Annotated in this window: 17 protein-coding genes; 11 read left to right on the forward strand and 6 right to left on the reverse strand. The window is 44.3% G+C overall.

The genetic code is table 11. The features are described from left to right. The first annotated feature begins 18 nt into the window (after window positions 1–18). Entirely contained in the window at window positions 19–966 is a 948-nt protein-coding gene (locus GO495_RS14935; protein WP_157300499.1) for a hypothetical protein, read from the forward strand. A 7-nt stretch (window positions 967–973) separates the two neighbouring features. Then, the gene (locus GO495_RS14940; protein WP_157300500.1) at window positions 974–3,241 is read left to right on the forward strand and encodes a S9 family peptidase; all 2,268 of its coding nucleotides are present in this window, start codon (window positions 974–976) and stop codon (window positions 3,239–3,241) included. Window positions 3,242–3,307: 66 nt separating this feature from the next. Here the strand turns inward: GO495_RS14940 and GO495_RS14945 are convergent, their stop codons facing one another. Together GO495_RS14945 and GO495_RS14950 are read right to left on the reverse strand one after the other, a co-directional pair. Beyond that, the gene (locus GO495_RS14945; protein WP_157300501.1) at window positions 3,308–3,817 is read right to left on the reverse strand and encodes an OmpH/Skp family outer membrane protein; all 510 of its coding nucleotides are present in this window, start codon (window positions 3,815–3,817) and stop codon (window positions 3,308–3,310) included. A 467-nt stretch (window positions 3,818–4,284) separates the two neighbouring features. After that, the gene (locus tag GO495_RS14950; protein ID WP_157300502.1) at window positions 4,285–5,169 is read right to left on the reverse strand and encodes an AraC family transcriptional regulator; all 885 of its coding nucleotides are present in this window, start codon (window positions 5,167–5,169) and stop codon (window positions 4,285–4,287) included. Between the two features lie 268 nt (window positions 5,170–5,437). On the opposite strand from GO495_RS14950, the gene GO495_RS14955 reads away from it, so the two are divergent. The 3 genes from GO495_RS14955 to GO495_RS14965 all read left to right on the forward strand — a co-directional run bounded on the left by GO495_RS14955 (window position 5,438) and on the right by GO495_RS14965 (window position 9,387). Then, complete coding sequence (locus tag GO495_RS14955) at window positions 5,438–6,352, forward strand: dihydrodipicolinate synthase family protein (protein WP_157300503.1); 915 nt, start codon at window positions 5,438–5,440, stop codon at window positions 6,350–6,352. A gap of 10 nt (window positions 6,353–6,362) precedes the next feature. Continuing rightward, a complete protein-coding gene (locus GO495_RS14960; protein WP_157300504.1) occupies window positions 6,363–7,805 on the forward strand; it encodes an aldehyde dehydrogenase (NADP(+)) in 1,443 nt (480 codons plus the stop codon). 181 nt (window positions 7,806–7,986) lie between these two features. After that, window positions 7,987–9,387 (forward strand): APC family permease, encoded by a 1,401-nt coding sequence (locus GO495_RS14965; RefSeq protein ID WP_157300505.1) that lies wholly within the window; start codon window positions 7,987–7,989, stop codon window positions 9,385–9,387. Window positions 9,388–9,443: 56 nt separating this feature from the next. On the opposite strand, the gene GO495_RS14970 is transcribed toward GO495_RS14965, so the two are convergent. Genes GO495_RS14970 through GO495_RS14980 form a run of 3 tightly spaced genes read right to left on the reverse strand, consistent with a single transcriptional unit; the run spans window position 9,444 to window position 12,803 of the window. Continuing rightward, window positions 9,444–10,385: a transglutaminase family protein gene (locus GO495_RS14970; RefSeq protein ID WP_157300506.1), complete on the reverse strand. Its 942-nt coding sequence runs from the start codon at window positions 10,383–10,385 to the stop codon at window positions 9,444–9,446. A gap of 11 nt (window positions 10,386–10,396) precedes the next feature. Next, a complete protein-coding gene (locus tag GO495_RS14975; protein WP_157300507.1) occupies window positions 10,397–11,338 on the reverse strand; it encodes an alpha-E domain-containing protein in 942 nt (313 codons plus the stop codon). Between the two features lie 19 nt (window positions 11,339–11,357). Next, on the reverse strand, window positions 11,358–12,803 hold the full coding sequence (locus GO495_RS14980; protein WP_157300508.1) for a circularly permuted type 2 ATP-grasp protein: 1,446 nt from the start codon (window positions 12,801–12,803) through the stop codon (window positions 11,358–11,360). A 286-nt stretch (window positions 12,804–13,089) separates the two neighbouring features. On the opposite strand from GO495_RS14980, the gene GO495_RS14985 reads away from it, so the two are divergent. Then, window positions 13,090–15,240, forward strand: a complete 2,151-nt coding sequence (locus GO495_RS14985) for a DUF6055 domain-containing protein (RefSeq protein ID WP_157300509.1) — start codon at window positions 13,090–13,092, stop codon at window positions 15,238–15,240. A gap of 90 nt (window positions 15,241–15,330) precedes the next feature. Here the strand turns inward: GO495_RS14985 and GO495_RS14990 are convergent, their stop codons facing one another. Further along, entirely contained in the window at window positions 15,331–16,965 is a 1,635-nt protein-coding gene (locus tag GO495_RS14990) for a hypothetical protein (protein WP_157300510.1), read from the reverse strand. Between the two features lie 141 nt (window positions 16,966–17,106). Between GO495_RS14990 and GO495_RS14995 the strand changes: the two genes are divergently transcribed. From GO495_RS14995 to GO495_RS15015, 5 genes are all read left to right on the forward strand, one after another. Then, window positions 17,107–17,676: an RNA polymerase sigma factor gene (locus GO495_RS14995; RefSeq protein ID WP_157300511.1), complete on the forward strand. Its 570-nt coding sequence runs from the start codon at window positions 17,107–17,109 to the stop codon at window positions 17,674–17,676. A 47-nt stretch (window positions 17,677–17,723) separates the two neighbouring features. Continuing rightward, window positions 17,724–18,641, forward strand: a complete 918-nt coding sequence (locus GO495_RS15000) for a FecR family protein (protein WP_157300512.1) — start codon at window positions 17,724–17,726, stop codon at window positions 18,639–18,641. A gap of 88 nt (window positions 18,642–18,729) precedes the next feature. Further along, complete coding sequence (locus GO495_RS15005) at window positions 18,730–21,915, forward strand: TonB-dependent receptor domain-containing protein (protein WP_205691265.1); 3,186 nt, start codon at window positions 18,730–18,732, stop codon at window positions 21,913–21,915. A 10-nt stretch (window positions 21,916–21,925) separates the two neighbouring features. Further along, on the forward strand, window positions 21,926–23,338 hold the full coding sequence (locus GO495_RS15010; RefSeq protein ID WP_157300513.1) for a tetratricopeptide repeat protein: 1,413 nt from the start codon (window positions 21,926–21,928) through the stop codon (window positions 23,336–23,338). Window positions 23,339–23,344: 6 nt separating this feature from the next. Beyond that, complete coding sequence (locus GO495_RS15015; protein ID WP_157300514.1) at window positions 23,345–24,691, forward strand: alkaline phosphatase family protein; 1,347 nt, start codon at window positions 23,345–23,347, stop codon at window positions 24,689–24,691. Window positions 24,692–24,708 lie beyond the last annotated feature (17 nt).

The raw sequence follows: 24,708 nt of genomic DNA on the forward strand, positions 1-24,708 counted from the left end.
CCACTTAACAGCTAACTTATGAAACGGTTTTATATATTGATCTTGCTGCTTTGCGCCTGTAAAAAGCCGGTAGAAGGATATCTGGGGGAGAATATTTATTACAGGAATAATCCGTTCAACGTTCCTCAGGGTATTGCTACCTATTCAGACCCTATTGAGTCTGATGGGTCTACCAATCCTTTATACGCAGATTTATTACAGATAAGAAATAAAGCGACCGGTCAAATCGTAGACAGTCTTTTTTCGGCTGTGCAGAATGTGCCTGTATATCTTTCTGCTGTTACCTTTGAAGATTCAACGGTGGCCTTATTAAGTAAGAAACTGGGGGATAGCCTGGTGAAGCCTTTTAATGTCAATCATACCGGCGGGCGGCTGGAACTGACGCAGGCTACGAATTATGTGGAAGCGGGTACATATACCATTGATGTGAACGTGTTTAATATGCGGGGTAGCAGAACACTGAAGAATGCCTGTGATATAATTATCAATCCGGCTACTGCTTTTGATCTTACCTATAAGGCATGGAGTAAGTCCACATTAGTGGGTGAGGTGTTTACAGGGATGGATGCTTCTGCCCTGGTGGTAGATGTTCAGCGTGTAGCAGGGCCTAATAAGATCATCCTTAAATTTGTAGATAAGAATGGAACGCCTTTTAGTCCGGCTAAAGGAGAGATTATCAAGAGAGGGGACCGGCCAACTTTATCCAACTGGGACCCTTATTTCCCGGAGATAAAAACAGATTCGGGGTATATTTATGAATACCCGGTAGCACCGGAATTCCCTGTTTTCTCCCAGTGTTTTATAGGCAGCAGTGCCTGGAATAATTATATCTGTTATTATCGTGTGGCAGGGCAGTTCACCGATATTAACATGAACATCAATCCCGTATTTACGATTAAATATTTATTGCAGGGAACGTATACGGTCACAATACATTTAAGTAATGTGGTTAGAAAACAACAATAATTCATTTATGTCAGGACGTTATTTTATTTTCCTCTTCGGATGTTTATTTACTAACAGATTATTAGCGCAGCTGCCTTCTTATCATCCCTCCCGGGATGATGAAAAGGCGGCTTACCGCAGTGCTGCATTGCTGGACTCCACCATCCGTAACAAAGTGTATAAAGCAAGTGTAAGGGCCCGTTGGTTACCGGGAGAGACCAGCTTCTTTTATAAGAACGTCCTGGCAGACAGTACCAGTGAATTTATATTGGCAGATGTTTCCAGGGCGGTTAAAAAACCGGCTTTTGATCATGCACGAATGGCCGTGGGTTTATCAAAGGCGATGGATACAACATTAAAAGGCGATCGGTTACCCATTACTGATCTTGTTTATCCAACAAAAACAAATGCTGTTTTAGTGCAGGTAAAAAGCAAATGGTATAGTTGTAATTTATCTACCTATAACTGTACGGTAACAACAGCACCTGTATTACCCATTAACAACAGCGGGTTTGAACATCATAGCCGCTGGGAATATCATGATGATAATACGGCCAGCGATAGCGTATCTCCCAGTAAGGAATGGACGGCCTTTATCAGGGATGGGAATGTATTTGTAAAATCAGGGGAAGAGGAAATCCCTTTTACGACGGATGGTACAAAAGACAAGCCTTATGGTGCATTGAAATGGTCTCCTGATAGTAAATACCTGGTTGGATATCATATCAATCCTGTGGCGATACAATCCGTACATCACCTGTTTTCTTCCTTACCCAATACCACCAGGGCCAGACTGGATACAGAAGAATATGCGCAGCCCGGAGATCCTTTTACCAGCTTCGAGATGTTTATATTTAATCTGGCAGATAAGAAGGCCGTTAAAGTAAATACGGAAGTGTATGATTTCCTGGGAAAGCCTTATTTACGCTGGCGTAAAAGCGATCCCCGTTATTTTACGTATGAAAAGGCAGACAGGGGGCATCAGCGTTTTCGTGTAATAGAGGTGGATGCCTCTAATGGCAGTACCCGTAATATCATTGATGAAAAGACGAATACGTTCATTTATGAAGAGCGGATCTTTACACATTATTTAGAAGATAGTAATGAGATGATCTGGTCTTCCGAGAAAGATGGCTGGTATCATTTGTACTTAGTGGATATGTTGAAAGGGACCATTAAGAATGAAATCACTACCGGTCAATGGATTGTCCGTGGAGTAGATAGTGTAGATGAAAAGAAACGGGAGATCTGGTTTCGCGGCAGTGGTATGAATGCCGGGGAAGACCCTTACAATATTCACTATTACCGTATTAATTTCGATGGATCTCATCTGGTGAAACTCACTACCGCCAATGCCCAGCATGCGCTCAGTTTTTCCCCTTCCAAAACTTACTACCTGGATACGTATTCCCGGCCGGATTTACCTCCGGTGACGGAATTACACCGTACCAGCGACGGGAAGCTGATAATGGAGGTAGAAAGGGCCGATCTGAAGGATTATCTCGCGATGGGGATGCGCTTACCGGAAGTATTCCATACAAAGGCAAGAGACGGGCAAACGGATATTTGGGGTGTGGTATGCCGCCCCCGTCATTTCGATAGTACGTATCGTTACCCTGTGATTGAAAACATTTATGCCGGGCCGCAGGACGCCTTTGTACCTAAAACCTTCATGCCTTACGGGGAGATGCAAAGTTTAGCTGAACTGGGTTTCATCGTGGTACAGATAGATGGCATGGGCACTGCGAACCGCTCCAAAGCCTTTCATGATCGCTGCTGGCATAACCTGGCCGATGCCGGCCTGCCGGACCGTATTCTCTGGATTAAAGCCCTGGCTGCGCGATATCCTTATGTAGACACTTCCCGTGTGGGATTGTACGGCACTTCTGCCGGCGGGCAAAACTCCGCAGGCGCTTTGTTGTTCCATCCGGAGTTTTACAAAGCTGCGGTGTCTGCCTGCGGATGTCATGATAACCGGGTAGATAAGCAATGGTGGAATGAGCAGTGGATGGGGTATCCTGTTGGGCCGCATTATGAAGCACAGTCGAATGTGACGAATGCAGCAAAATTACAGGGCAAATTATTACTGATAGTAGGAGAGGCGGACCATAATGTACCGCCGGAATCTACTTACCGTGTAGTAGATGCGCTGATAAAAGCCAACAAGGATTTTGACCTGTTGGTAGTACCAGGTATGGACCATAGTGATGGCGGGCCTTATGGCCGTAAGAAGAAACGCGATTTCTTTGTACGGAACCTGTTGGGTGTAGAGCCACCTGAGAGGAATAAAGACTAAATAAGAAAAGGGGGTATCAAACTTTGATACCCCCTCTTTTGATTAATTATGTGAGATCACACAATTTTATTTTATCCCTAGTTTTAGTTTCGCAGGTGCCAGCAAATCCTCGCAGGTAGCTGTTACCACAATATCTTTTGAATTATCTAATACACATGCAATTCCTTTTTCTGCTGCTACATCAGACACTGCTTTCTTCGCCTTTGCAATAATGGGAATAGTCAGTTTCTGTTCACGTGCAGCGATCTTCTGCTCCATACGCTCTTTATACTCTTCTATATTGGCCTTGGACGTTTCCAGCTCTTTTAGTCTTACATCTTTCAGATCCTGTTTCAGTGTTGGCTCGTCTTTCTGATAGGCCGTTACTTTCGCCTGGAATTCGGTCATCAGCATTTGCCCGTCTTTGTTCAGTTCCTGTTCATATGCCTGCAGCGTATCGTAAGCCCGTTTGGCTTCCGGCATGCTGGAAATCAGTTGCTGCATATTAATGTAAGCAACTTTTGCCTGTGCATGACTACGAGTAGATATTAAAGTAGTGCAAGAAACCAGGAGTGCGATCGTACAGATTTTAATCATAAATGTTAATATAAGGTTGAGGCTGTAAATTGTAGAATAGTATTAAAATAAAAAGTTAAAGGTATGGTAAAGGAACGTTAAGCCTTGGGTAGTTGTTCATTATCAACTTGTTATATTGAATGTCGGGGCTCTGCGGGTAAACCGTGCTTAAAAATAGTGTCATCTTTTACAGGCAGGGATTTTTATAATGATCCGCGATTTGGGAAGGTTTTGAATGGATCTTTTCAATAGCGATGAATGTAAAATATGCATTATGTATCATGGGGTAAAACAGAAGTGACTCTTCTTTTGCCTGTAATTAGAGAGTGTCCGGGGAGTCTCTGAGAGTAGAGCATACGTAGAACATACATTGGATATAGGTTGAACATACTTTGATGCCCTGAACCGGCCAAAGAAAGTATGTTCAATCTATATCCAACCTATGTTCTACATATAGAGACTCCCCGAACTGTCCTGCTATGGGTTTATTACGCGTGTTCTACGCTCTGGAAATAGCTGTTAATGTATTCGCTGGGCGATTTGCACGTTACCGTCTTAAACACCCTGTTGAAGTTGGTAATGCTGTTAAAACCACAGGTATAAGCGACGGTAGCAATATTATCATAAGTGCCGTCGGTTAGTTTTTTACAGGCTTCGTTGATGCGTACTTCATTTAAGAAGGAGACGAATGTATGCAGCGTATGCTTTTTAAAGAACCTGCAAAATGCCTGCGGTGTCATGTGAGCCTGTTTGGCAGCATCTTCCAGCGTAATGGGCTTATCATAGTGCTGCATGATGTAGTTGTAAATATTGCCCACACGTATCCCTTCATGTTCACTTACCAGCTGTGTTTTTTGTCCGGATGCCAGCGGGGTAATATCTGCATAGGTAGATAATTGTTTCAACAGGTCCACGAAGTGGATCAGTTGCTCTGTGCCCGTGCTGTTGGTTACTTTCAGCATTTTGCCCGATATCTCTACTGCATGCTCCGGCGGGACTTTAAAGCCCGACTGGTGCTGCTGTACAAAGTTCTTCAGCAGCTTGATTTCCGGCAGATTAAAGAAGGCGGATAATTCCCCGTAAGGATTAAAGAAGATCACCAATGCCACTATCTTCTTCCGGCTTTTAGGCAGGAAATAAGAGGATTCACTTTTGAAAATATGCGGTTGATTGGCCCCCAGCCAGTAGATCTCATTAGACCGGAAGGAATGCATATTATTATCCGCTACCAGCGTTCCTTCTCCCTGCTGTATCCAGGTCAGTTGTATCTCCTGATGCCTGTGCAGGTGCGGATAAAAGTAAGGGAGCACATCTTTTTGTACAATGATGGACTTGTCCAGCGGAACAGGTATAGTGAACTGCAACACTTTCATCTTATAAATTTTTTTAATTACAGGTATTTTGGTTGATCAGTCTGTTGGCAATGAGTGTTAATCGTACAATTATTCTTCCTCTTGTAAATCAAACTTACGGATATTAACTCGAATTTCATAGAATAATCATCGAATGGGTGAAAAAATGGTTAATCTCCCCGTTTAATATCTTTTATTCCTTAAAAGAGGTTAATATCAGCCTATAATTGATTACTATCAGTTAGGCCCGCTGACTATGTTTGAAATATTTTTGACAAAAAATTATTCTATGAGTATCGAATGGAAAGGGATATTTCCTGCGTTTACCACAAAGTTTACATCAGCCGATGAACTGGATCTGCCACTGTTCGGGAAAAACCTGAAAGTGCAGCTGGATGCTGGAATTGATGGAATTATTCTGGGTGGTTCACTGGGTGAGGCTAGTGTACTGAGCAACACCGAAAAAGAAAAGCTTACCAGGTTTACCGTAGAACAGGTTGCCGGTAAAGTGCCTGTTGTAATGAATATAGCGGAAGGCGCTACCCGCGATGCGGTACAACTGGCTAAAGACGCTTCCAAATGGGGCGCAAAAGGGCTGATGTTATTGCCGCCTATGCGTTATAAGAGTGATGAACGCGAAACCGTTGCTTACTTTAAAGCAGTCGCTTCGTCTACCGATCTTCCCATCATGATTTATAATAATCCTGTTGATTATAAAATTGAAGTAACCCTGGAGATATTCGACCAGCTGCAGGAATTTGCTAATATCCAGGCCGTAAAAGAATCTACAAGAGATGTATCGAATGTTACACGCATGATCAACCGTTTTGGCGACAGGTATAAAATCCTTTGCGGGGTGGATACCTTAGCTATGGAAGAATTAGTTTTAGGCGCCGTAGGTTGGGTAGGCGGACTGGTATGCGCTTTCCCTGCTGAAACAGTGGCTGTTTATCGCCTGGTGAAAGCTGGTAAAATAGAAGAAGCGCTGAAAATTTATCGCTGGTTCCTGCCGTTATTAGAACTGGACCTTCATGCTAAACTGGTACAATACATTAAACTGGCAGAACAGCAGGCCGGCTTAGGCAGCGAACTGGTAAGGGCTCCGCGTCTGGCGCTGGTAGGAGAAGAAAGAGAAAGGATCTTAAAGGTGATAAATACCTCTATAGCTAACAGACCTGCTCTTCCGGAATACCTCTCATTATAAAATAAGTTACATGCAGATAGATACAATTATGCAGCAATCTGCACAGGCATTTGATATATACAAACAGGTTAAACCCGCTGAAAGAGCAGCTTTCCTGGAGACAATTGCAGCAGAGATAGAAAAGCAAAGGGAGATTTTAGCTGAGACAGCCGGAAAAGAGACCAACTTACCTGCTGCCCGTCTGAACGGAGAGATTACCCGTACTACCAATCAGTTAAAGCTGTTCGCAGAACTGATAAAGGAAGGAAGTTGGGTAGATGCTGTGATAGATACTGCGAGACCAGACAACACGCCACCCCGGCCAGATATCCGCAGGATGCTGCTGCCTGTTGGTCCGGTGGTTGTTTTCGGCGCCAGTAACTTTCCGTTCGCCTTTTCAACGGCAGGGGGAGATACGGCCAGCGTTCTTGCTGCCGGTGCTACCGTTGTGATTAAAGGCCATCCGGCACATCCGCGTACCTCTTTACTGGTGTTTACTGCTATGCAAAAGGCGATCGCTGCTGCCGGTATGCCGGAACATACCGTACAACATGTGGCTGATGTAGCCTTAGGTAAAGAACTGGTGCTACATCCGCTTACTACCGGTGTAGGTTTTACCGGCTCTTTACAGGGTGGTAAGGCGTTAATGGGTTATGCAACCGAACGGGAATCTCCCATCCCTGTATTCGCAGAGATGAGCAGCATCAACCCGGTGGTATTCTTCCCGGATGCCCTGCAAACGCAGGCTCCTCAGTTAGCGCAGACATTTGCGGCTTCTATTACACTGGGCATGGGACAGTTCTGCACCAACCCGGGATTACTCATTGCTATCCAGAGCGAAGCGCTGGAAAACTTCCTGCATCTGCTGGGCACTGCGATTGCTGCCAGTACGCCACAGAAGATGTTACACAGCGGTATTCAGCAGGCCTATGTGAAAGGACGCGCGAATATGCTGGCCCAGGAAGCAGTGACCTTAGTCAGTGAAACGGCCGCACCTGCGGGTGAAGAAGCATGGCCTGCACTGGCACGTTCTACCGGTGCGGAGTTCCTGAAAAATCACGCTTTAAAAGAAGAGCTTTTCGGGCCTTATTCCCTGGTGGTCACCTGTAAGGATAAAGCAGAACTGATGGCGGTATTAAAAAGCCTGAAAGGACAACTCACTACTACTGTTGTAGGTACTGAAACAGATACCGCACAATGGCAGGATGTTATAGCCCTGCAAGCTACACTGGCAGGACGTATCATATTAAACCAACCACCTACCGGAGTGGAAGTATGCGCTGCAATGGTACATGGCGGGCCTTTCCCGGCAACATCAGACCAGCGCTTTACTTCTGTAGGCACCAGCGCCATTAAACGTTGGGTACGCCCGGTATGCTTTCAGAACTTTCCCGATCACCTGTTACCGGATGCTTTGAAGAAGGATAACCCGCAGGGGATTTGGAGAACAGTGGATAATCAGCTGACTAAGTAACAGACGCAGTTTAATTTTTGGGTGCAGGGCTTCGCCCTGCAAAACCCCTTCAATTTTCTTTAATGGTGCGAAGCACCATTAAAGAAAATTAACTCAGTCGCTACAGCATAATGAAAAACTTTTTTGTTGAGTTAGATAAGTATTTTATCTGACTCAACAGATAATCAAGCCCACATAACTTATGTCAGACCAACCAAAATCTTTCCGGCGCTCATTCGGATTGCTGGACGCAACGATGATCGTCGCCGGCTCAATGATAGGATCAGGCATCTTCCTCGTAAGTGCAGATATTACACGCAACGTGGGTTCTGCGGGTTGGTTAGTCCTGATCTGGATCATCACAGGCGTTCTCACACTCACCGCTGCACTCAGCTACGGTGAACTAAGCGGGATGTTCCCTCATGCCGGCGGACAATACGTTTACCTGAAAGAAGCATTCAATCGCCTTACAGGATTCTTATTCGGCTGGAGTTTCTTTACCGTTATCCAGGCGGGCTCCATAGCAGCGGTAGGCGTGGCTTTTGCTAAATTCTCCGCTTATCTCTTCCCGGTATTAAGCGAAAAGAATATCTTACTGGACCTGGGCCTGATACAGATTTCGGCTGCGCAGGTCACCGCTATCCTACTCATCGTATTACTCACCTTTATCAATACATTAGGGGTAAAAGAAGGGAAGCTGATACAAACCTGCTTCACCTTAGCAAAGATTGCGGCACTATTGGCATTGATCATATTCGGTTTATTAGCTGCTGATAAATCTGTATGGGATGCCAACTGGCAAACAGGGTTTACACTGCAGAAGATGACTCCCACTGACCTGGTCCCCTATGCCGGTTTATCCGTATTAGGGGCTATCGCGGGAAGTATGGTGGGCAGTTTGTTCAGCAGTGATTCCTGGAATAATGTCACCTTCATTGCCGGTGAGATCAAAAAACCGGAACGTAATATCGGTCGTAGTTTGTTCCTGGGTACATTACTGGTAACCGTGATTTACGTGGCTACTAATTTAGTGTATATCAGCATCCTGCCTATGAACGGCATTGCCTTCGCGGAGAACGACAGGGTAGGAGTGGCAGCGGCTATCCGCATCTTTGGCCCTAATGGTACTTATATCATTGCAGGGTTATTAATGGTCTCTACTTTCGGATGTAATAACGGACTGATATTATCCGGTGCAAGGGTATGTTATACCATGGCAAAGGACGGCGTATTCTTTAAGAAACTTGGTGAGTTAAACAAGAACGATGTTCCCGGCAAAGCTTTATGGATTCAGTGTATCTGGGCTTCTATATTATGCCTTAGCGGCAAGTACAACCAGTTGCTGGATTATGTGATCTTTGTTGTGCTGATATTCTATATTCTCACGATTGCGGGTATCTTCAGATTAAGGCGTAAACGCCCTGACCTGCCTCGTCCTTACAAAGCATTTGGTTATCCTTTCTTACCGTTATTATACATCATTGCCGCTATCGTTATCTGCCTGGCATTATTAGTGTACAAACCTTTATACACCTGGCCCGGATTAGGTATTGTGTTATTAGGAATACCGGTATATTATTTTGTTTGGGGAGAGAAGAAATAAATAAAAAAAGGGATGCGCCGTATCAGCGCATCCCTTATATAAATTAAACAAAATAATCACTGCTGCCCTGCAAAAGTGCCATCTTCCACGTCCGGCGTATCATCCGCATTCTCTTTTTGAAGATGTACATTATTCAGCTCTTCAAACGTATTACCATCTTCATAAGCTACCGCTACATACACAGATAATGTCTGCCTTGCAGGCCCTTTGAAAGAACCCTTCACCGGACTGCAATCCCTGAAATGCCTGCCTACAGACAACTTCACATGTTTGTTTGTCACCCACACATTATTAGTAGGATCAATACCTGCCCAGCCATAACCGGGAATATACACTTCCACCCAGGCATGCGTAGCGCCTTCTCCGCGCATACCGTCTTTATTCGGACAAATATACCCGCTCACATAACGGCAGGGGATACCTGCGGAACGCAGAATATGCAGCATCAGGTGCGCAAAATCCTGGCATACACCTGCACGGTGTAACAGGATCTCATCTACTGTTGTCTCTATGTTCGTGATCCCCTTAATATATTTAAAATGCTTAAAGATATACTCACTGCAATGTTCTGTAACAGCGGCAATACTCTTACCCGGCTGACAAATAATCGTTCGTATATTATCCACCGCGCCCTGTGTGTTGATCATATCCGGCCTGGCCAGTTCCAGCATTTTCAGCTGACCGTCCATCTCTTGCCTCAACTCATCAAACCCGCTGTGAAAGTTGATCTGCAACTGGGTAGGTGCAATCGTACGTACGAGCAGCTTACTTTCTATCGTCAGTGCTTTATGCGGGGAAAGTATATTAAAATCCCCCGTTTTATTACCCCAGTAATCAGTAAAGGTCTGCACATCAGGATGGCCTGTAATCAACAGGTCATGTTGAAGGATTTCCTGTTCAGGACACTGATAAGGATATATTTTGATCGCATTTACGCTTTCCTTTACCGGTCTGTCGTACTCGTATTTGGTAATATGATGTATTCTGAAAATGGGCATATGGAAACTGCTTATGCGTAAGAGAAAAATTTCTGACTTAATAAAGTGGTAAAATACAGCAGGTCATTCCGGAGATCTTCCAGGTACTGCTGCAGATTATCATTATTCAATACATCCAGGTCCGTGTTCTTCACTTTGCTGAATAAACGGCCAAAACACCGCATCAGCGCCGCCATATCTTCAGAGGAGTTCTTACGTGTCACATCCTGTAAATGACGGTCTATACGGCCCAGTGAATATACCACAGAATGCGGGAAGTCCTCATTAAATGATACCTGGTGCAGTACATCATGATTATATAAAGAAGAACGGTATGTCTTTAAATGCAGCTCATAACCGGATAAGGACATCAGTAAATGACGCCATAACATGATGTCTTTGATCTCATCCATCCGGTAGTTAATACGCTGATACTGCTTGTTGGTAAGTACGATCGTCTCCAGGCACCGCTCTATGTATTTGCCAAGGTTCATAAAACCCCAGCCGATACCACGTGCCATTGTGATATCGGTAATACCGGTATAGAGTACGCTGTGACGGGTAAATAAATCGAGTATATCCGCTGCTTCATAATTGGAGAGGCGTTTATCCAGTGAAGGCTGGTGAATGAGGTGATAAAATGAATTCACCTCTTCCCATACTTCTTTGGTAATATAATCCTGTATCCCGCGCGCATTTTCCCTGGCCTTGGTGATGATCACCTTCAGCGAGTTATGATTCGTATTGTCGGTCAGCAGTTTTTTAAGTGCATCACCGGTATTATGGGCAATCGCGTCCATCTCAGCATCCGTGCAACTGGTAAAAGTTTCCAGTACCGGTTTCCATGTGAGCGGACCGTTAACGTCTTTATCAAGAGAAAGAATATAATGTGTGGAAGTTACTCTTAGTAATCCTTCTGCCCGTTCCATATACCGGGCCAGCCAGAAAAGTGAATCAGCAATCCTACTTAGCATGAAAAATTCGTTTGGTTGATCAATCTATTACCCAGGTGTCTTTGCTGCCACCACCCTGTGAAGAATTAACAATAAGAGAATCCTTGCGCAGCGCCACACGGGTGAGCCCACCCGGTACGATCTGCACGCCCTGCGGGCCGCAAAGCGCATAGGGGCGAAGGTCCACATGTCTTGCCTGGAAGGTGCCATCTATAAAACAAGGTACAGTAGACAGCTTAATGATAGGCTGGGCAATGAAACTGCGGGGATCTGCTTCAATCGCTACTTTCGCTTTCTCCCAGTCTTCCGCACTTACTTTATTACCCATGATCATGCCGTATCCGCCCGACTGATTCGTTTGTTTTATTACCATCTTCTCAATGTTATCGAACACGTATTTCCTTACAGAAGCATCGTGTAACTCGTATGTGGGTACGTTGGGAAGGATAGGCTCTTCATTCAGATAATATTTGATCATTGCCGGTACGTAGGCATATACGGCCTTATCATCTGCCACACCATTACCCATTGCGTTGATGATCGCTACATTCCCTTTGCGGTAAGCGTTCATCAGTCCGGGTACACCCAATGCGCTGTCCGGCCGGAACAACAAAGGATCGAGGAACTCATCATCAATCCGGCGGTAAATCACGTGCACCTGTTCCAGTCCGTCCGTTGTTTTCATATATACTTTATGATGGTCCACTACCAGGTCGCGTCCTTCTACCAGGGTAATCCCCATCTGACGTGCCAGGAAAGTGTGTTCATAATAAGCGGAGTTATAAATACCCGGCGTCAGTAACACCACGGTAGGGTTGGACAACTGTGTAGGCGCCATCTGCAATAAGATCTCATGCAGCAGGAGGGGATAATTGCTGACCCTTCTCACGTGATTGGCCGCCAGCAGTTCGGGGAAAATGCGTTTGGTCACCTCGCGGTTTTCCAGCATATAACTTACGCCCGAAGGAGTACGCAGGTTATCTTCCAGTACATAAAACAGCCCGTCTTCCCCACGAATGAGATCGATACCGGAGATATGTACATAGATATCGTGTGGTACTTTAATGCCAAATACATCCCTGGTATAATGTGGACAGGAAGCTACCAGAGACGCAGGGACCACCTTATCTTTCAATATCTGCTGATCATTATAGATGTCCTTCAGGAACATGTTGAGCGCTTTCAGGCGTTGTTTGATGCCCAGTTCAATATGTTCCCATTCTTTGCCTGTAATAATACGGGGAATAATGTCGAAGGGGAAGATGCGTTCAATACCCGCATCATCGCTGTACACTGTAAAGGTGATGCCCTGGTTCATGAACAACTCTCCGGCAAGGCGGTCTTTTTGCTGGAGGGCAGATACATCAAACTGTTCCAGCGAGGTAAATACTTTGCTGTAATGGTCCCTGATCTGTTGCTTGTCGTACATTTCATCCCATATATCGGCCGCACTGTTATACTGATCTAATAATTTAAGCCTGTCCATAAGCTTCTTTTTTGAATGAATTAGGGAATGATTTTAGCAACATGGACAATTTAATGTTTTAATGGGATAAAGTAAAGATTTCTGATAGAAATCGTGTTAAAATAGCACAAACTTACCTTTAATTAAATATATCTGATATATTTTAATATTTCGGGGGAGGTTAAAATACAGTCCAAACCCGTCAATATCTGTCACTCGTCCCGCATACTATTCCCCTAATTTTAGAATGAGTGAAACCCGATCCCGTATTCTGATATCTCAAAATAAACCTTAAAAAAGTACATTCATGAAAACATGTTTACAGCTATTGCTATGCCTGTTAATAACGGGCAGCGTTGCCGCGCAAAAGACAGTTTACATCCCCGCAGAATTTTCTACGGCCCCTCTGAACACCTGGTCTTACAGCAAATCATACCAGTCGGCCAACTTCATTGTCTTCTGGGGAAATGTAGTAGGTACAGACCCGGCAAACTATTCAGATCCCAACCTGGCATTTAACCCGCAGTCGATTTGCGACACCCTGGAAAAGATTTACACCAGGTACATTAAGGAGATAAAGTTCTGTTCTGATACTTCCACCAAAAACCTGGGTAAGTATAAGATCATTATTGTGATGAATGATACCTGGGGGACCAATGGTCCTACGGGATGGGCTTTTGGCGGCACTTACGGCAATACCATCGGGGCTATGTGGGTACATCCCAATTCAACAAGAGACGGGGGCGTACTCAGTCACGAGTTAACACACTCTTTACAGGGCATGATCTCCATCCAGGAGAACACGGTAGGCGGTGGTTACATCAACTATGAGCCTGCCGGCTTCTTCTGGGAAGCGCATGCCAATTACATGCGTACGCAGATGTATCCGCGTTTTGCAGGAGATGACCTGCCCCGGTGGTTCGGTACGGAAATGTTCCACTGGAGTTCCACCCGGCATCACTATGGCACATTCAAACTGCTTTACACGATTCAGCAACTGGACGGCATCGGTATGGTAAACCGCTTGTGGAAAGAGTCCCTGGCGAATGAACACCCGTTAATTACTTACCGCCGCCTGAAAGGCTGGACACAATCCCAGCTCAATGATTTCGCTTATGAATACGCCAAACGTGAACCTACCTACGATTATACGATCAATGGGTTCGGCGGTATCATGCGGGCAGAAAGGGACCGCCTGAAAACCCAGGAACCACATTATATCTGGCGTATGCATACGGTGCTGCAACAGATCAGCGCCACTACGGGAAGGTACGTAGTACCGGACGCTTTCGCGCCGCAGGACTATGGCTACAACATTATTCCGTTGTACACCACTTGTAGTTCACGCCTGGTAACCGTTAAATTCAAAGGGCATACGGAAGTGAATGCTACTGCCGGCTGGCGTTATGGCTTTGTGGCAGAGAATGCAGATGGTACGGTATCCCGCTATGGAGCGTTGAACAGTGCCAACGAAGGACAGATCAGCTTCCAGATGAATACCAACGAAATGAAGTTGTACCTGGTGGTGATGGGAGCGCCTACCACGCACACCTCTTATGTGTGGGAGCCGGGATGGCCTAAGATCAAAAGATATCCTTATGAAATCCGTATTGCCAACGCAGTACCCGAAGGATACCAGAGTACTTACCGGTCTGCGTATAAAACTAACGGTCATGCACATTCCAATGGTGGTGGCTGGGTAGCTAATACCGCAACAGTTGCTTCTACTGCATATGTTGGCCCCAATGCGATCGTACTGGGCTCCTCTAACATTTCAGGTACTGCACGCATAGAAGGTACTGCCTGGATAGAGAATGCCACTGTGCAGAATAGTGTAGTAATCAAAGGAAATGCAAGTGTATGGAATGGTACTTACTCAGGTACAGCACAGGTGCTGGACAATGCAGTATTAAGTAATTGCACAGTATCCGGTAATGCCATTGTGAAGGGTGATGCGATGGAATGGGGCGTAACTTTCGGTAATAGTGTGGTAGTAGGTGGTGATGCGGAGTTAGGCAGTTGCAGTACGAACGGTACTTATTTACAGGTACCTCATCCGAATAACGGTCGTACAGAATGTGATGGTAAAACGGCTACTGATGCATCTAACGTAGATGTCAACAGCACCTATACCCAGTTCACAGATACACAGATGGCTTTCACAGGTAGTGTGGCCTGTGCTGCTGCTACCGTGGCTGTTGCGCATGAGGAAGTTCTACCCAATGAGATGACAGTATATCCTAATCCTGCTGTGGGTTCATTCAATGTAAGCCTGCCGGCTGGTGAAGGAATATTATTATCGCTTTATGACAGTGAAGGGAAAGAAGTACTGAGAAAGAATGTAACGTCTGTAAGCAATGTAACTATAGATACCGATGGGTTTAAACCAGGCGTATTTATATTAAAAGTTACAGGCAGGAACAAAACCTTTACAAAGAAGGTGATCATCACTAAATAGTATCAGTACAAATAACAAAACATAATAGGCTCCGTCAGGAGCCTATTATGTTTTGTTAATAAACGAATTTTATAACGGAGTTTATTATTTTTACAACTGCATCCACACCAGTTTATATTTCTTACTATCTATATCCAGCTTCAATGTAACGTATACATTAGTTGCTGCATCATAAGAAGCGATGGAGGGCAAATGCATGACATGTTTTTTACGTTCGGGTTGCCCGAATATAAATTTCCTTTTAGGCAGGATATCAGAATCAAGAATATCATAATAAAAAGCATCACAGTCACCCACGCCTCTGATAGTAGTAACATCTCCTTTCAGCATATCTTCTGCATTCTCAGCCACATCATTTACCATGATATAACTTTTATCTTTAGCACGCAGGTAATTGAAGAATTTGAATTCATCTCTGTCACCAAACAGGGTAGTATGGGTACTGTTTTGTTTAGATAACATTGAGAATGGATGTACCACAATATCAATCAGGAAATAATCCGCAGGCATCAATGCACTACCGGTTTGTTTATCTGTTTTATCATAATTGCTGATTGCAATATGCCCCGGTATGTAGAAAAAAGGAAACCTGTCTTTAGGGCCCGACACAACTTTACGTATAGCCTCAAATACAATGCTGTAGCTACCATCTGCATTAATATAAATATTCTGCGGAGCGCCTGTATAAGGACGTTTTTTTCCGAACAATTCAACGGCCTTTTCATTCACTTTATCCATTGTCAGTTCCAGTGTTTTGTCTATCTTTTTCTTATCGGGGTCGAATGTGATCAGGTTATTCGCATAGACGTGATGTTCATTATCATCATCTTCATAAGATGAGATCAGCATTATTCTATTGGTAACAGGGTTATAGCTCATCAGGCCAAAATAAAAATCAGAGCTTTTATTTTTATTACCGGATGTCATATTGATATCCGGTAATTCCGTCAATTCTACTTTAGATGAGCCTTTTATCAGTTCGGCCAATACCAGCTCCTGATCTAAATCTTTTCCCTTGGTTCTATCTGAAGTAGCTGCTCTGGCCAGTACTTCCACTTTCTCATCACCTATTACCACCATATCAAGATACCTCATGTATTTATATCTTTCATGAGGAGTAGTATAATAAGATCTGGAAATTTCTTTATTATCAGCGGTATAATGAACAATTTCAATACGCTTGTTCTGGTCAGACGCGAAACTATTCATCAATACAATGGCATAGTTATTACTGTTCTCATCTTTTTTGAAATAAAAGCCTGCTGCCGGTACATTGCCATACATCCCTACGGATAGCTGTGAAACAGTTTCCTTTATGAGTTCTCCCAGCTGTTCTTCTTTTTCTAATTCCCCTGTATTCGCGTCAATAATCAGTCGGATCAGCTTCGGCACTTTACTATCTTGCGCACTAATTAAGTATGTAATCTTACCGTTATTCTCAAACATACCTAATGCATTGCAATATTTTAATTTATCCTTTTCATAAGCAGGCTTAATAAACTTCTCTACTTTCTGTTTATGATTAGGCCCATACATACGGAACTCTATATCATCTTCATCCGTGAAAATCTGTATAAAAACAGTATTCCCATTCTTCAACTGGAATATTTTTCCCCGCCCTCTTCCTGGTTCTTTAAATTCAGGCCCTTCAGCGATCGTCTTAAATTGTCCATAACCAATGGTGTGTAATAAAATAAGCAGGAATAGGATAAATGATCTCTTCATTAGATTTTAATATATAAGATGTAAAACTAATACATTAAATTAGATTTACATGTAATGCTATATTAACACAGGATGATATCATTCTGTTATTGATTGATTGTTAATATTGAGTTTACATCCGGAGAGTATGTTTGTACTATAATGGACAAGCTTGCAGACAACCGGCTGATGGAGCTGATAAAGGGGGGAAACAATCACGCATTCACTGCATTGGTAAACAGATACTGGGAAGATCTATACCGGCATGTGTATACCCGGCTGCGTCATGAAGACGATGCCAAAGACATTTTGCAGGAGATCTTTATTACTGTATGGAAGAACAGGGAAACCATTACTGTAGATGATAAAGGAATGGGTGCTTACCTGTTCCAGGCCGCGCGTTACTCCGTCATAGATCATTTCAGTAAGCCCCATACTATTATCTATAATGAAGAACTGTTAGAACAGTTAGTATCCGCTTCGGCCCACGAACAACTGGAATTAAAAGAAATGGAGCAACAGGTGATCAAAGCGCTGGACCGCATGCCTGAAAGATTACAACTCCCTTACCGGCTTAGCCGCTATCATCACCTCAGTAACAGGGAAATAGCCGACAGGTTATCGCTGTCCGAACAAACCGTTAAGAATAATATTTCCATCACATTGCGCTACTTACGCACACATATAAATGAAACAGGTCTGCTGGTCGTTATAGTGTTCATAATTCCTTAACATACTTTATCGGTACTTCTATCCCGCTACGGGGATATATAGTGCGTATGGACCTGAAGGCTATCTTAAACAAATATATTAATGGTACTGCTACACCGGCAGAAGTTGAACTGGTTGAAAAATGGTATGCTTCCTTCAGAGAAGATGTGATACCACATGAACCGATAGAAAAAGAACAACTGCGTAAAGAGATCGTGTCCGGTATTATGGAACATCTTCCCAAGAAATCCAAACAAAAATGGTGGAAGGTGGCTGCTGCCATTGTACTGTTGATTGCCGGAAGTGCAGTATTCTTCAGGCAAAAGCCGGTGAAGGTAACAGGCATCGCTAAACTGGTAAATACTGCTGCCGGAACCAGGAAAATAGTTACCCTGTCTGATGGTTCTGTGATTCATTTAAATGCATTAACACAGATAACAATTCCGGAGGATTATGGTGTAACAGACAGACATGTAATATTATCCGGAGAAGCATTTTTTGAAATAACACCTGATCCAACGCATCCTTTTATCGTTAGCAGTGGTACATTAAACACCACGGTATTAGGTACTTCCTTTAATATAAGGGCTTATAAAGAACAAAAAGAATGGCAGATAGCGGTAGCGACAGGAAAGGTAAAAGTAGCGCAATCACAACAGGTATTATCAGATTCTCTTACTGCCAGCCATTGCCTGGCCTACAATTTCAGCACAAAAGAAACAAACATCAGCAATATTCCGGGAGATATGACAGGAGCCTGGCGTAAGAATATCTTCTATTTCAATAACAGTACGTTGTCTGAAATAGGAGAGGAACTGCAACGCCAGTACAATATCCCCGTAACTGTGACAGGAAAAAACACCGGTCATTATAAGATCAGCTTCTCTCAACAGCCACTGGCAAAAGTGTTGAAAGTATTATCAGGATTAACAGGTATTACCTATGCAATAAACAACAAAGAAGTAATCATTCATAGTAAAAATTAAAAAGCCAGAAGTGTTTGCGGCACTTCCGGCTGGTTTGCACACTTGTTAGTGTGCAGCGTTTTCAACTTACATTAAAAACATGTCAAAGATGCACAAAATTTTCTCAGGTTACTACAACCTGTTTAAAAAGCTTTTTTCTTTAAAAATGAGAATTACCAGCTTCTTCCTGCTATTTTCTTCTGTTTTGTCTTTTGCTGCCAGCGGCTCCGGACAATCGATGAATGAAATCAAAGTGAGTCTGCACATCAAAGACAGACCCCTCAAAGAGGTGCTGAACCTCGTTGAGCAGCAATCCTCCTTTATTATAGGCTATAACCGGGATAATATCCCTGATAGTAACAGGATCAGCTATTCTGCGGATAATAGATCGGTGGCCAGGGTACTGAATGAATTACTGTCGGCCTACCCGGTGATGATCAGCCAGGTAAATGAGAAATATATCCTCATCAATAAACTACAGCAACCTGTAGTCCTCACCGGTAAAGTAACGGATAAAACCACCGGAGAAGCCTTACCTGGCGTAAGTATCAGTATCAAAGGAACTTCTTCCGGTACGGCTACGAACGTAGAAGGTAAGTTCTCTTTACGCCTTCCGCAGGATAGGGAAGAGGGGATACTGGTAGTATATTTTCTGGGATATAAAAGACAGGAAATTCCTGTTAATAGAAATACCTCTGCGCTGAATATTGCACTGGTGGTAGACCGTATGGGGCTGGATGAAGTAGTGGTGACCGGACAGGGGCTGGATATCAGCAAGAGAAGGTTATCTACCAACGTAGTGAGCATAGGTACCAAAGAACTGGATCAGGCGCCTTCGGGCAGGCTGGACCAAATGTTACAGGGTAAACTGCCCAATGCGCAGATCCGCCTTACAGGCGGTCAGGCAGGGGCTACTTCCATCATCCGCGCCAGGGGTGTTAACTCCGCTTTTGTGAACTCTACGCCTATTATTTATGTAGATGGGGTAAGAATGGATAACCTGAACACCGCTTCCAAATTAGGTGGTGGTAGTACTCAGGGGGCTGCTGTAAGTGCGATCGCGGATATTCCACTGGATAATATTGAAAAGATAGAATACATCAATGGTGGTGCGGCTACTACCATGTATGGTTCTGATGCTGCCAATGGCGTGATCCAGATCTTTACTAAAAAAGGTGGGGCCGACAGAACAGATATTACTGTAGAAACACAGATGGGGGTAGAGACACCTACCGCAGATTTCCTGCACTTTAAACGGACTAAAGACCTGTTATTCCAGAATGGCTTCTATCAGAAACAACACCTGGCTCTGAATGGGGGAAAAGATAACTTCGGATATAGCTTCTCCGGTAACTATAGTAACAGTAAGGGGGTACAGATCTTTAACCAGAACAGCAACCGCCGTATCGATTTCAGCAGCGGCTTCCGTGCCGGTTTAGGTAAAAAGGTGGTATACGAAAGCTCTTTCACTTATGTGAACAATAACTACAAACGCAACCGCAATGGTAACCAGGGCGGATACACCGGTCTATGGTTTGCAGAAAGCGGTGCTTCTTCCATTACAGGCCCTAAGTTTAGTCCGGTCATAGATACTTTGTCAGAGGCTTCCTATGCAAAGATGAAAGCCTATGTATCACAGGCAGAACGTTTACAGGATAACAACATTGCGGTAAACAGATTCCAGACTTCACAGGTGTTTAAATACACACCTATGAAGAACCTGGTATTCAAGGCTACCGGTGGTATCGATTATCGTGTGCAAAAGAACCAGGTGATCACCACTAATCAATATCTCTCCTTTACAACTAATACTACTGTAACAGATCAGGGTAGTGTATCTAATGCCGACCGCAAATACCTGGGCATTACACTGGAGCTGAATGGTCAGTATGAAGCCAAGGCGGGTGATTTCTCTTTTGTAACGACTGCCGGCGGTCAACTATTCCGTAATGAAGATCAGCAGATCTTATACGTGGGTAGTAATATCAGGGATGGATCACGTATCATCACTAACGCAGCTACTAAAACCAGCGATGAATATTTTTTACAGGTAGTGAATTACGGGATGTACCTGCAGGAAAATATCGGGTTCAAAAACAAATTGTTCCTGGATATGGGTATCAGAGGGGATGGTAATCCCGCTTTTGGTAAAAATATCGGTATCCAGTATTATCCTAAAGTGGGTATCTCTTATGTACCCAGTGCAGAGCCCTGGTTTGATGCTGTGGCAAACGTACTTTCTTCTGCTAAGGTCCGTGGTGGTTTTGGTGTTGCCGGTAACTTACCTACCGCCTTTGCTAATCAGCGCACTATTGCTTTCAGCGGATATCAGAACGGACAGGCTGCTTATTTCGGACAACCCGGTAATGCAAACCTGAAACCGGAAAAAACACAGACTGCGGAAGGGGCTGTTGACCTGGGTTTCTTACACGACCGTATCCTGTTATCTGCAGGGTATTATCATTCTACTACTCACAATGCCTTGTTTTATGTACCTGCTACACCTTCCAGCGGACAATCACAATCGCAGTTGTATAACGTGGGCAGGATCCTGAACCGTGGATATGAATTTAACTTCGTGGCAGTTCCTGTGCAAACAAAAAATATCACCCTGCGTGTAAATGCTTCTGTTAATACACTGTATAATAAAGTGCTGAGTTCAGGTGGAGTGGCACCATTTAATATTAATGGTTTTAGTGCTCGTACTATCCAGACGGTTGTACAGGAAGGTTATTCCATCGGTTTCCTGAGAGGGAATAAAGGGGTGTTTGGCGCCGATGGTACACTGGCATCTACTACTGCCCAGCAGGACCTTGGCAAAACTATTCCGGACCTGTTTGGCAGTTTCGGCCTCAACTTCCGCTACAAAAATTTCGAACTGTATGCCAATGGTGATTACCAGAAAGGCGCATATGCAAACTCATTCGACAGACAATTCCGTTTCAACTACGGTGCAGGTAATGAAGGCATTCCACAGGCAGAAATTGATAAGAACAAGCGTACCAACTGGTTGAACTTTACCAATATGTTTACAGAGAAAACCGACTTCCTGAAAGTAAGGACTATCGGTTGCTCCTATACGCTGAAAGGGGCGTTATTAAATAACAAGGTAAAGTCCGTGACGATTGGCTTCATGGCAGTGAATCCATTGAACTTTGCATCATCCAGCTTTGATCCTGAAGCAACTATCAGTGGTGCTGCACAGGGACAGGGAGGCGCTACTACAGGTGGTATTTCTTATGCTACCTATTCTTCTCCGCGTCAATGGCTGGGTTCTTTTAAAATTAACTTCTAATGCTGAAACAATGAAGAAAGTCTTTTTATATACCATCCTCACCGTATTACTCGGGGCCTGTAATGTATTAAACCCGAATATAACAGACGATGTATACGTGGGTAACTCCGGCGCTACTTCCAGTTGGGTAAACGGTTTACGCCGGCAACTGGCTCTCACCATGAACCAGGTTGTAGTGAGTACCGAACTGGTATCTGATGATTATTACAACAACCGTACTTTAAGCAGTAAGGTGTTTGATATCCCGCAGATAGATTATTTTGATCTGGATGTAAACAACCTGCAGATCCAGGTACAGAGCCTGCGTGAAATGGCAGAATATGGATTGAACAAAGTACTACCGGGAGATATCACCACTAAAGCGGCTGATTCCGCAGAAGTATATTTCAGTCTGGCTTTTGCACATATCCTCAGTGGGGAACTGTTTGTAGGGTTACCTGGTAGCAGTGGTGGTGTGGTACTTACTCCCACAGAACATCTGAATCTGGCTATTGCCAGTCTGGATAAAGCCATTTCCCTGCTTCCTGCCAATGATGAGCAAACAGCTTATATCCTGTTGAAAGCACGCGCTTATTATAGTCTGGGTGATGCCGTTAACGCTGTTAAATATGCGAACATTGCAAAGGCTAAGAATACATTACTGCGTCAGGTAAAATACGATGGTACAAATGGTGTGAGCAATGACATGCAAACTTACCTGTTCTCTTCTACGAACAATGAATTTGCACCGCTGCCCCGGCTCGATTTCCTGGACCCTAAGTATTACCATACCGGCTTAGCCAGTTCCGACCAGAAGCCTGTTACCATTGTAAAAGGAGAAGAGGCTTACCTGATCATTGCAGAATCGCAGATAGCTGCCAATACGCTGGATGCTGGTCGTCAGACATTAAAAGACTTACTCACACAGGTCATTGCAGTGCGTCCCGTTGTACAACTGGATGATAGCAAAGAAACCCGCAATGGAGGGAACCGTACCGATTATCCGCTGACCGCCGTAAATGTAAAATTCGATGCATCCGACAGTACCCGCAGTAACTATGTACTGAACAGAAAGGCAGGTACGATCAGCGCTTATACTGTTTCCGGTACGAAAGTAACGGCCGCTGAACTGGATGCTGCTGTTACACAGGATGGGCTTTTATACTTGCTGTATCGCATGCGCCAGGAGATTTTCATGGCAGAAGGCCGGCGCATGACAGACCTCGGTATTAAGTTCCCGGTATCTCAGACAGAGCAGCTGAATAATAAAAATGTAAAGGATGCGGATATTAAAGCGCAGATCCCTTCTTTTATTCCGCTCGCCCGGGGCATGGATGATTTTACTTATGATGTAGCGAATGGTATCGTTACCATGAAGTACGATATGAATAAAGTGCTGGTGGCTAATAAACAGGCTAAAGAAATTTTCCCATTCATTAATTAAGAGATCATGAGAAAGATATTCGCAATAGTTTTTATCACATTACTTTCTGCCGGCCTGAGGGCACAGACGGCGAAGTATGTGGTAGTCGTAAGTGTTGATGGGTTCAGACCGGATTTTTACCTGGATAGATCATGGCCTGCACCGAATATGCAGCAGATGATGGACAAAGGAATTTATGCAGAAGGCGTAAGAGGTATTTTCCCTACGGTTACCTATCCGTCCCATACTACATTGGTTACGGGTGTAATGCCTGCGCGTCATGGTATCGTGTATAATACTCCTTTTGATATGAAAGGATTGTCCGGCCGCTGGGTTAAAGAATACAAGGATATCAAAGCGCAAACTTTGTGGGATGCCGCGCATCTGGCAGGTTTAAGAACAGCTTCTGTATCCTGGCCGGTAACAGTAGGCGCCACGATTGATTATAACATTCCTGAAACATGGTCGGAGAAAACACCGGGCGACCGTCGCGGTGCTACCTCTGAGGATGCTACGCCAAAAGGGTTGTTCGAGGAAGTACAGGCAAATGCTACCGGGCATCTGGAAGCCAATGACCTTGACCTGCACTATCTGAGTATGAATGAGAACCTGGGCAGAATGACGGCCTATCTCATCATGAAATACAAACCCAACCTGGTAACGGTACACCTGCCCTGCACAGATGAATTTGAACACATGGAAGGACGGGAAGGAGAAGGGGTGAGACGTGCCGTTGCATCTGCCGACAGAGCCATTGGTGATATCATGGAAGCCCTGCAAAAGGCAGGTATCAAAGACAGCACTGCTTTGATCATCACCGGGGACCATGGATTTGTGGATATACATTCCAGTCTGGCCCCGAACGTATGGCTGGCACAGCAGGGTCTGATAGGTGTAATGCCGGACCGTGGCAACTGGAAAGCCGCGTTTCATTCTTCCGGAGGTTCCGCTTTTTTACACCTGAAAGATCCTAAAGATGAAAAAACATTACAGCAGGTGAAGACGATATTGAGTGAATTACCCTTCTCCCAGCAGAAACTGTTCCGAATAATAGACAGGGCTACGATGGATAAAATGGGCAGTGATCCTGAAGCAGCGCTGGCATTGACAGGTGTGCAGGGCATCTCTTTCAATAACAATGCAGACGGGCCGGTATTAAGACCAGCAAAAGGCGGCGCACACGGTTATTTCCCTGACTTTAAAGAAATCCGTACCGGTTTTGTGGCAATGGGTGCAGGTCTGAATACCGGCGCTGTATTTCCTGAGATAGGGTTGGAAGATGTGGCTCCCCTGGTAGCAAAATTATTGGGGATTGAATTGAAGCTGGCAGAGGGTATAGTGTATCCCGGCATGTTAATAACGCCTAAGAAATAAACGCAGGGATTACGCTT

Origin of the sequence: Chitinophaga oryziterrae (assembly GCF_009758125.1) — a bacterium.
Lineage (GTDB): Bacteria > Bacteroidota > Bacteroidia > Chitinophagales > Chitinophagaceae > Chitinophaga > Chitinophaga oryziterrae.

Bases quoted from the DNA above. Each gene is read 5' to 3' on its own strand.
- GO495_RS14935 (WP_157300499.1), top strand. From the start codon at position 19: ATGAAACGGTTTTATATATTGATCTTGCTGCTTTGCGCCTGTAAAAAG.
- GO495_RS14940 (WP_157300500.1), top strand. From the start codon at position 974: ATGTCAGGACGTTATTTTATTTTCCTCTTCGGATGTTTATTTACTAAC.
- GO495_RS14945 (WP_157300501.1), bottom strand. From the start codon at position 3,817: ATGATTAAAATCTGTACGATCGCACTCCTGGTTTCTTGCACTACTTTA.
- GO495_RS14950 (WP_157300502.1), bottom strand. From the start codon at position 5,169: ATGAAAGTGTTGCAGTTCACTATACCTGTTCCGCTGGACAAGTCCATC.
- GO495_RS14955 (WP_157300503.1), top strand. From the start codon at position 5,438: ATGAGTATCGAATGGAAAGGGATATTTCCTGCGTTTACCACAAAGTTT.
- GO495_RS14960 (WP_157300504.1), top strand. From the start codon at position 6,363: ATGCAGATAGATACAATTATGCAGCAATCTGCACAGGCATTTGATATA.
- GO495_RS14965 (WP_157300505.1), top strand. From the start codon at position 7,987: ATGTCAGACCAACCAAAATCTTTCCGGCGCTCATTCGGATTGCTGGAC.
- GO495_RS14970 (WP_157300506.1), bottom strand. From the start codon at position 10,385: ATGCCCATTTTCAGAATACATCATATTACCAAATACGAGTACGACAGA.
- GO495_RS14975 (WP_157300507.1), bottom strand. From the start codon at position 11,338: ATGCTAAGTAGGATTGCTGATTCACTTTTCTGGCTGGCCCGGTATATG.
- GO495_RS14980 (WP_157300508.1), bottom strand. From the start codon at position 12,803: ATGGACAGGCTTAAATTATTAGATCAGTATAACAGTGCGGCCGATATA.
- GO495_RS14985 (WP_157300509.1), top strand. From the start codon at position 13,090: ATGAAAACATGTTTACAGCTATTGCTATGCCTGTTAATAACGGGCAGC.
- GO495_RS14990 (WP_157300510.1), bottom strand. From the start codon at position 16,965: ATGAAGAGATCATTTATCCTATTCCTGCTTATTTTATTACACACCATT.
- GO495_RS14995 (WP_157300511.1), top strand. From the start codon at position 17,107: ATGGACAAGCTTGCAGACAACCGGCTGATGGAGCTGATAAAGGGGGGA.
- GO495_RS15000 (WP_157300512.1), top strand. From the start codon at position 17,724: ATGGACCTGAAGGCTATCTTAAACAAATATATTAATGGTACTGCTACA.
- GO495_RS15005 (WP_205691265.1), top strand. From the start codon at position 18,730: ATGCACAAAATTTTCTCAGGTTACTACAACCTGTTTAAAAAGCTTTTT.
- GO495_RS15010 (WP_157300513.1), top strand. From the start codon at position 21,926: ATGAAGAAAGTCTTTTTATATACCATCCTCACCGTATTACTCGGGGCC.
- GO495_RS15015 (WP_157300514.1), top strand. From the start codon at position 23,345: ATGAGAAAGATATTCGCAATAGTTTTTATCACATTACTTTCTGCCGGC.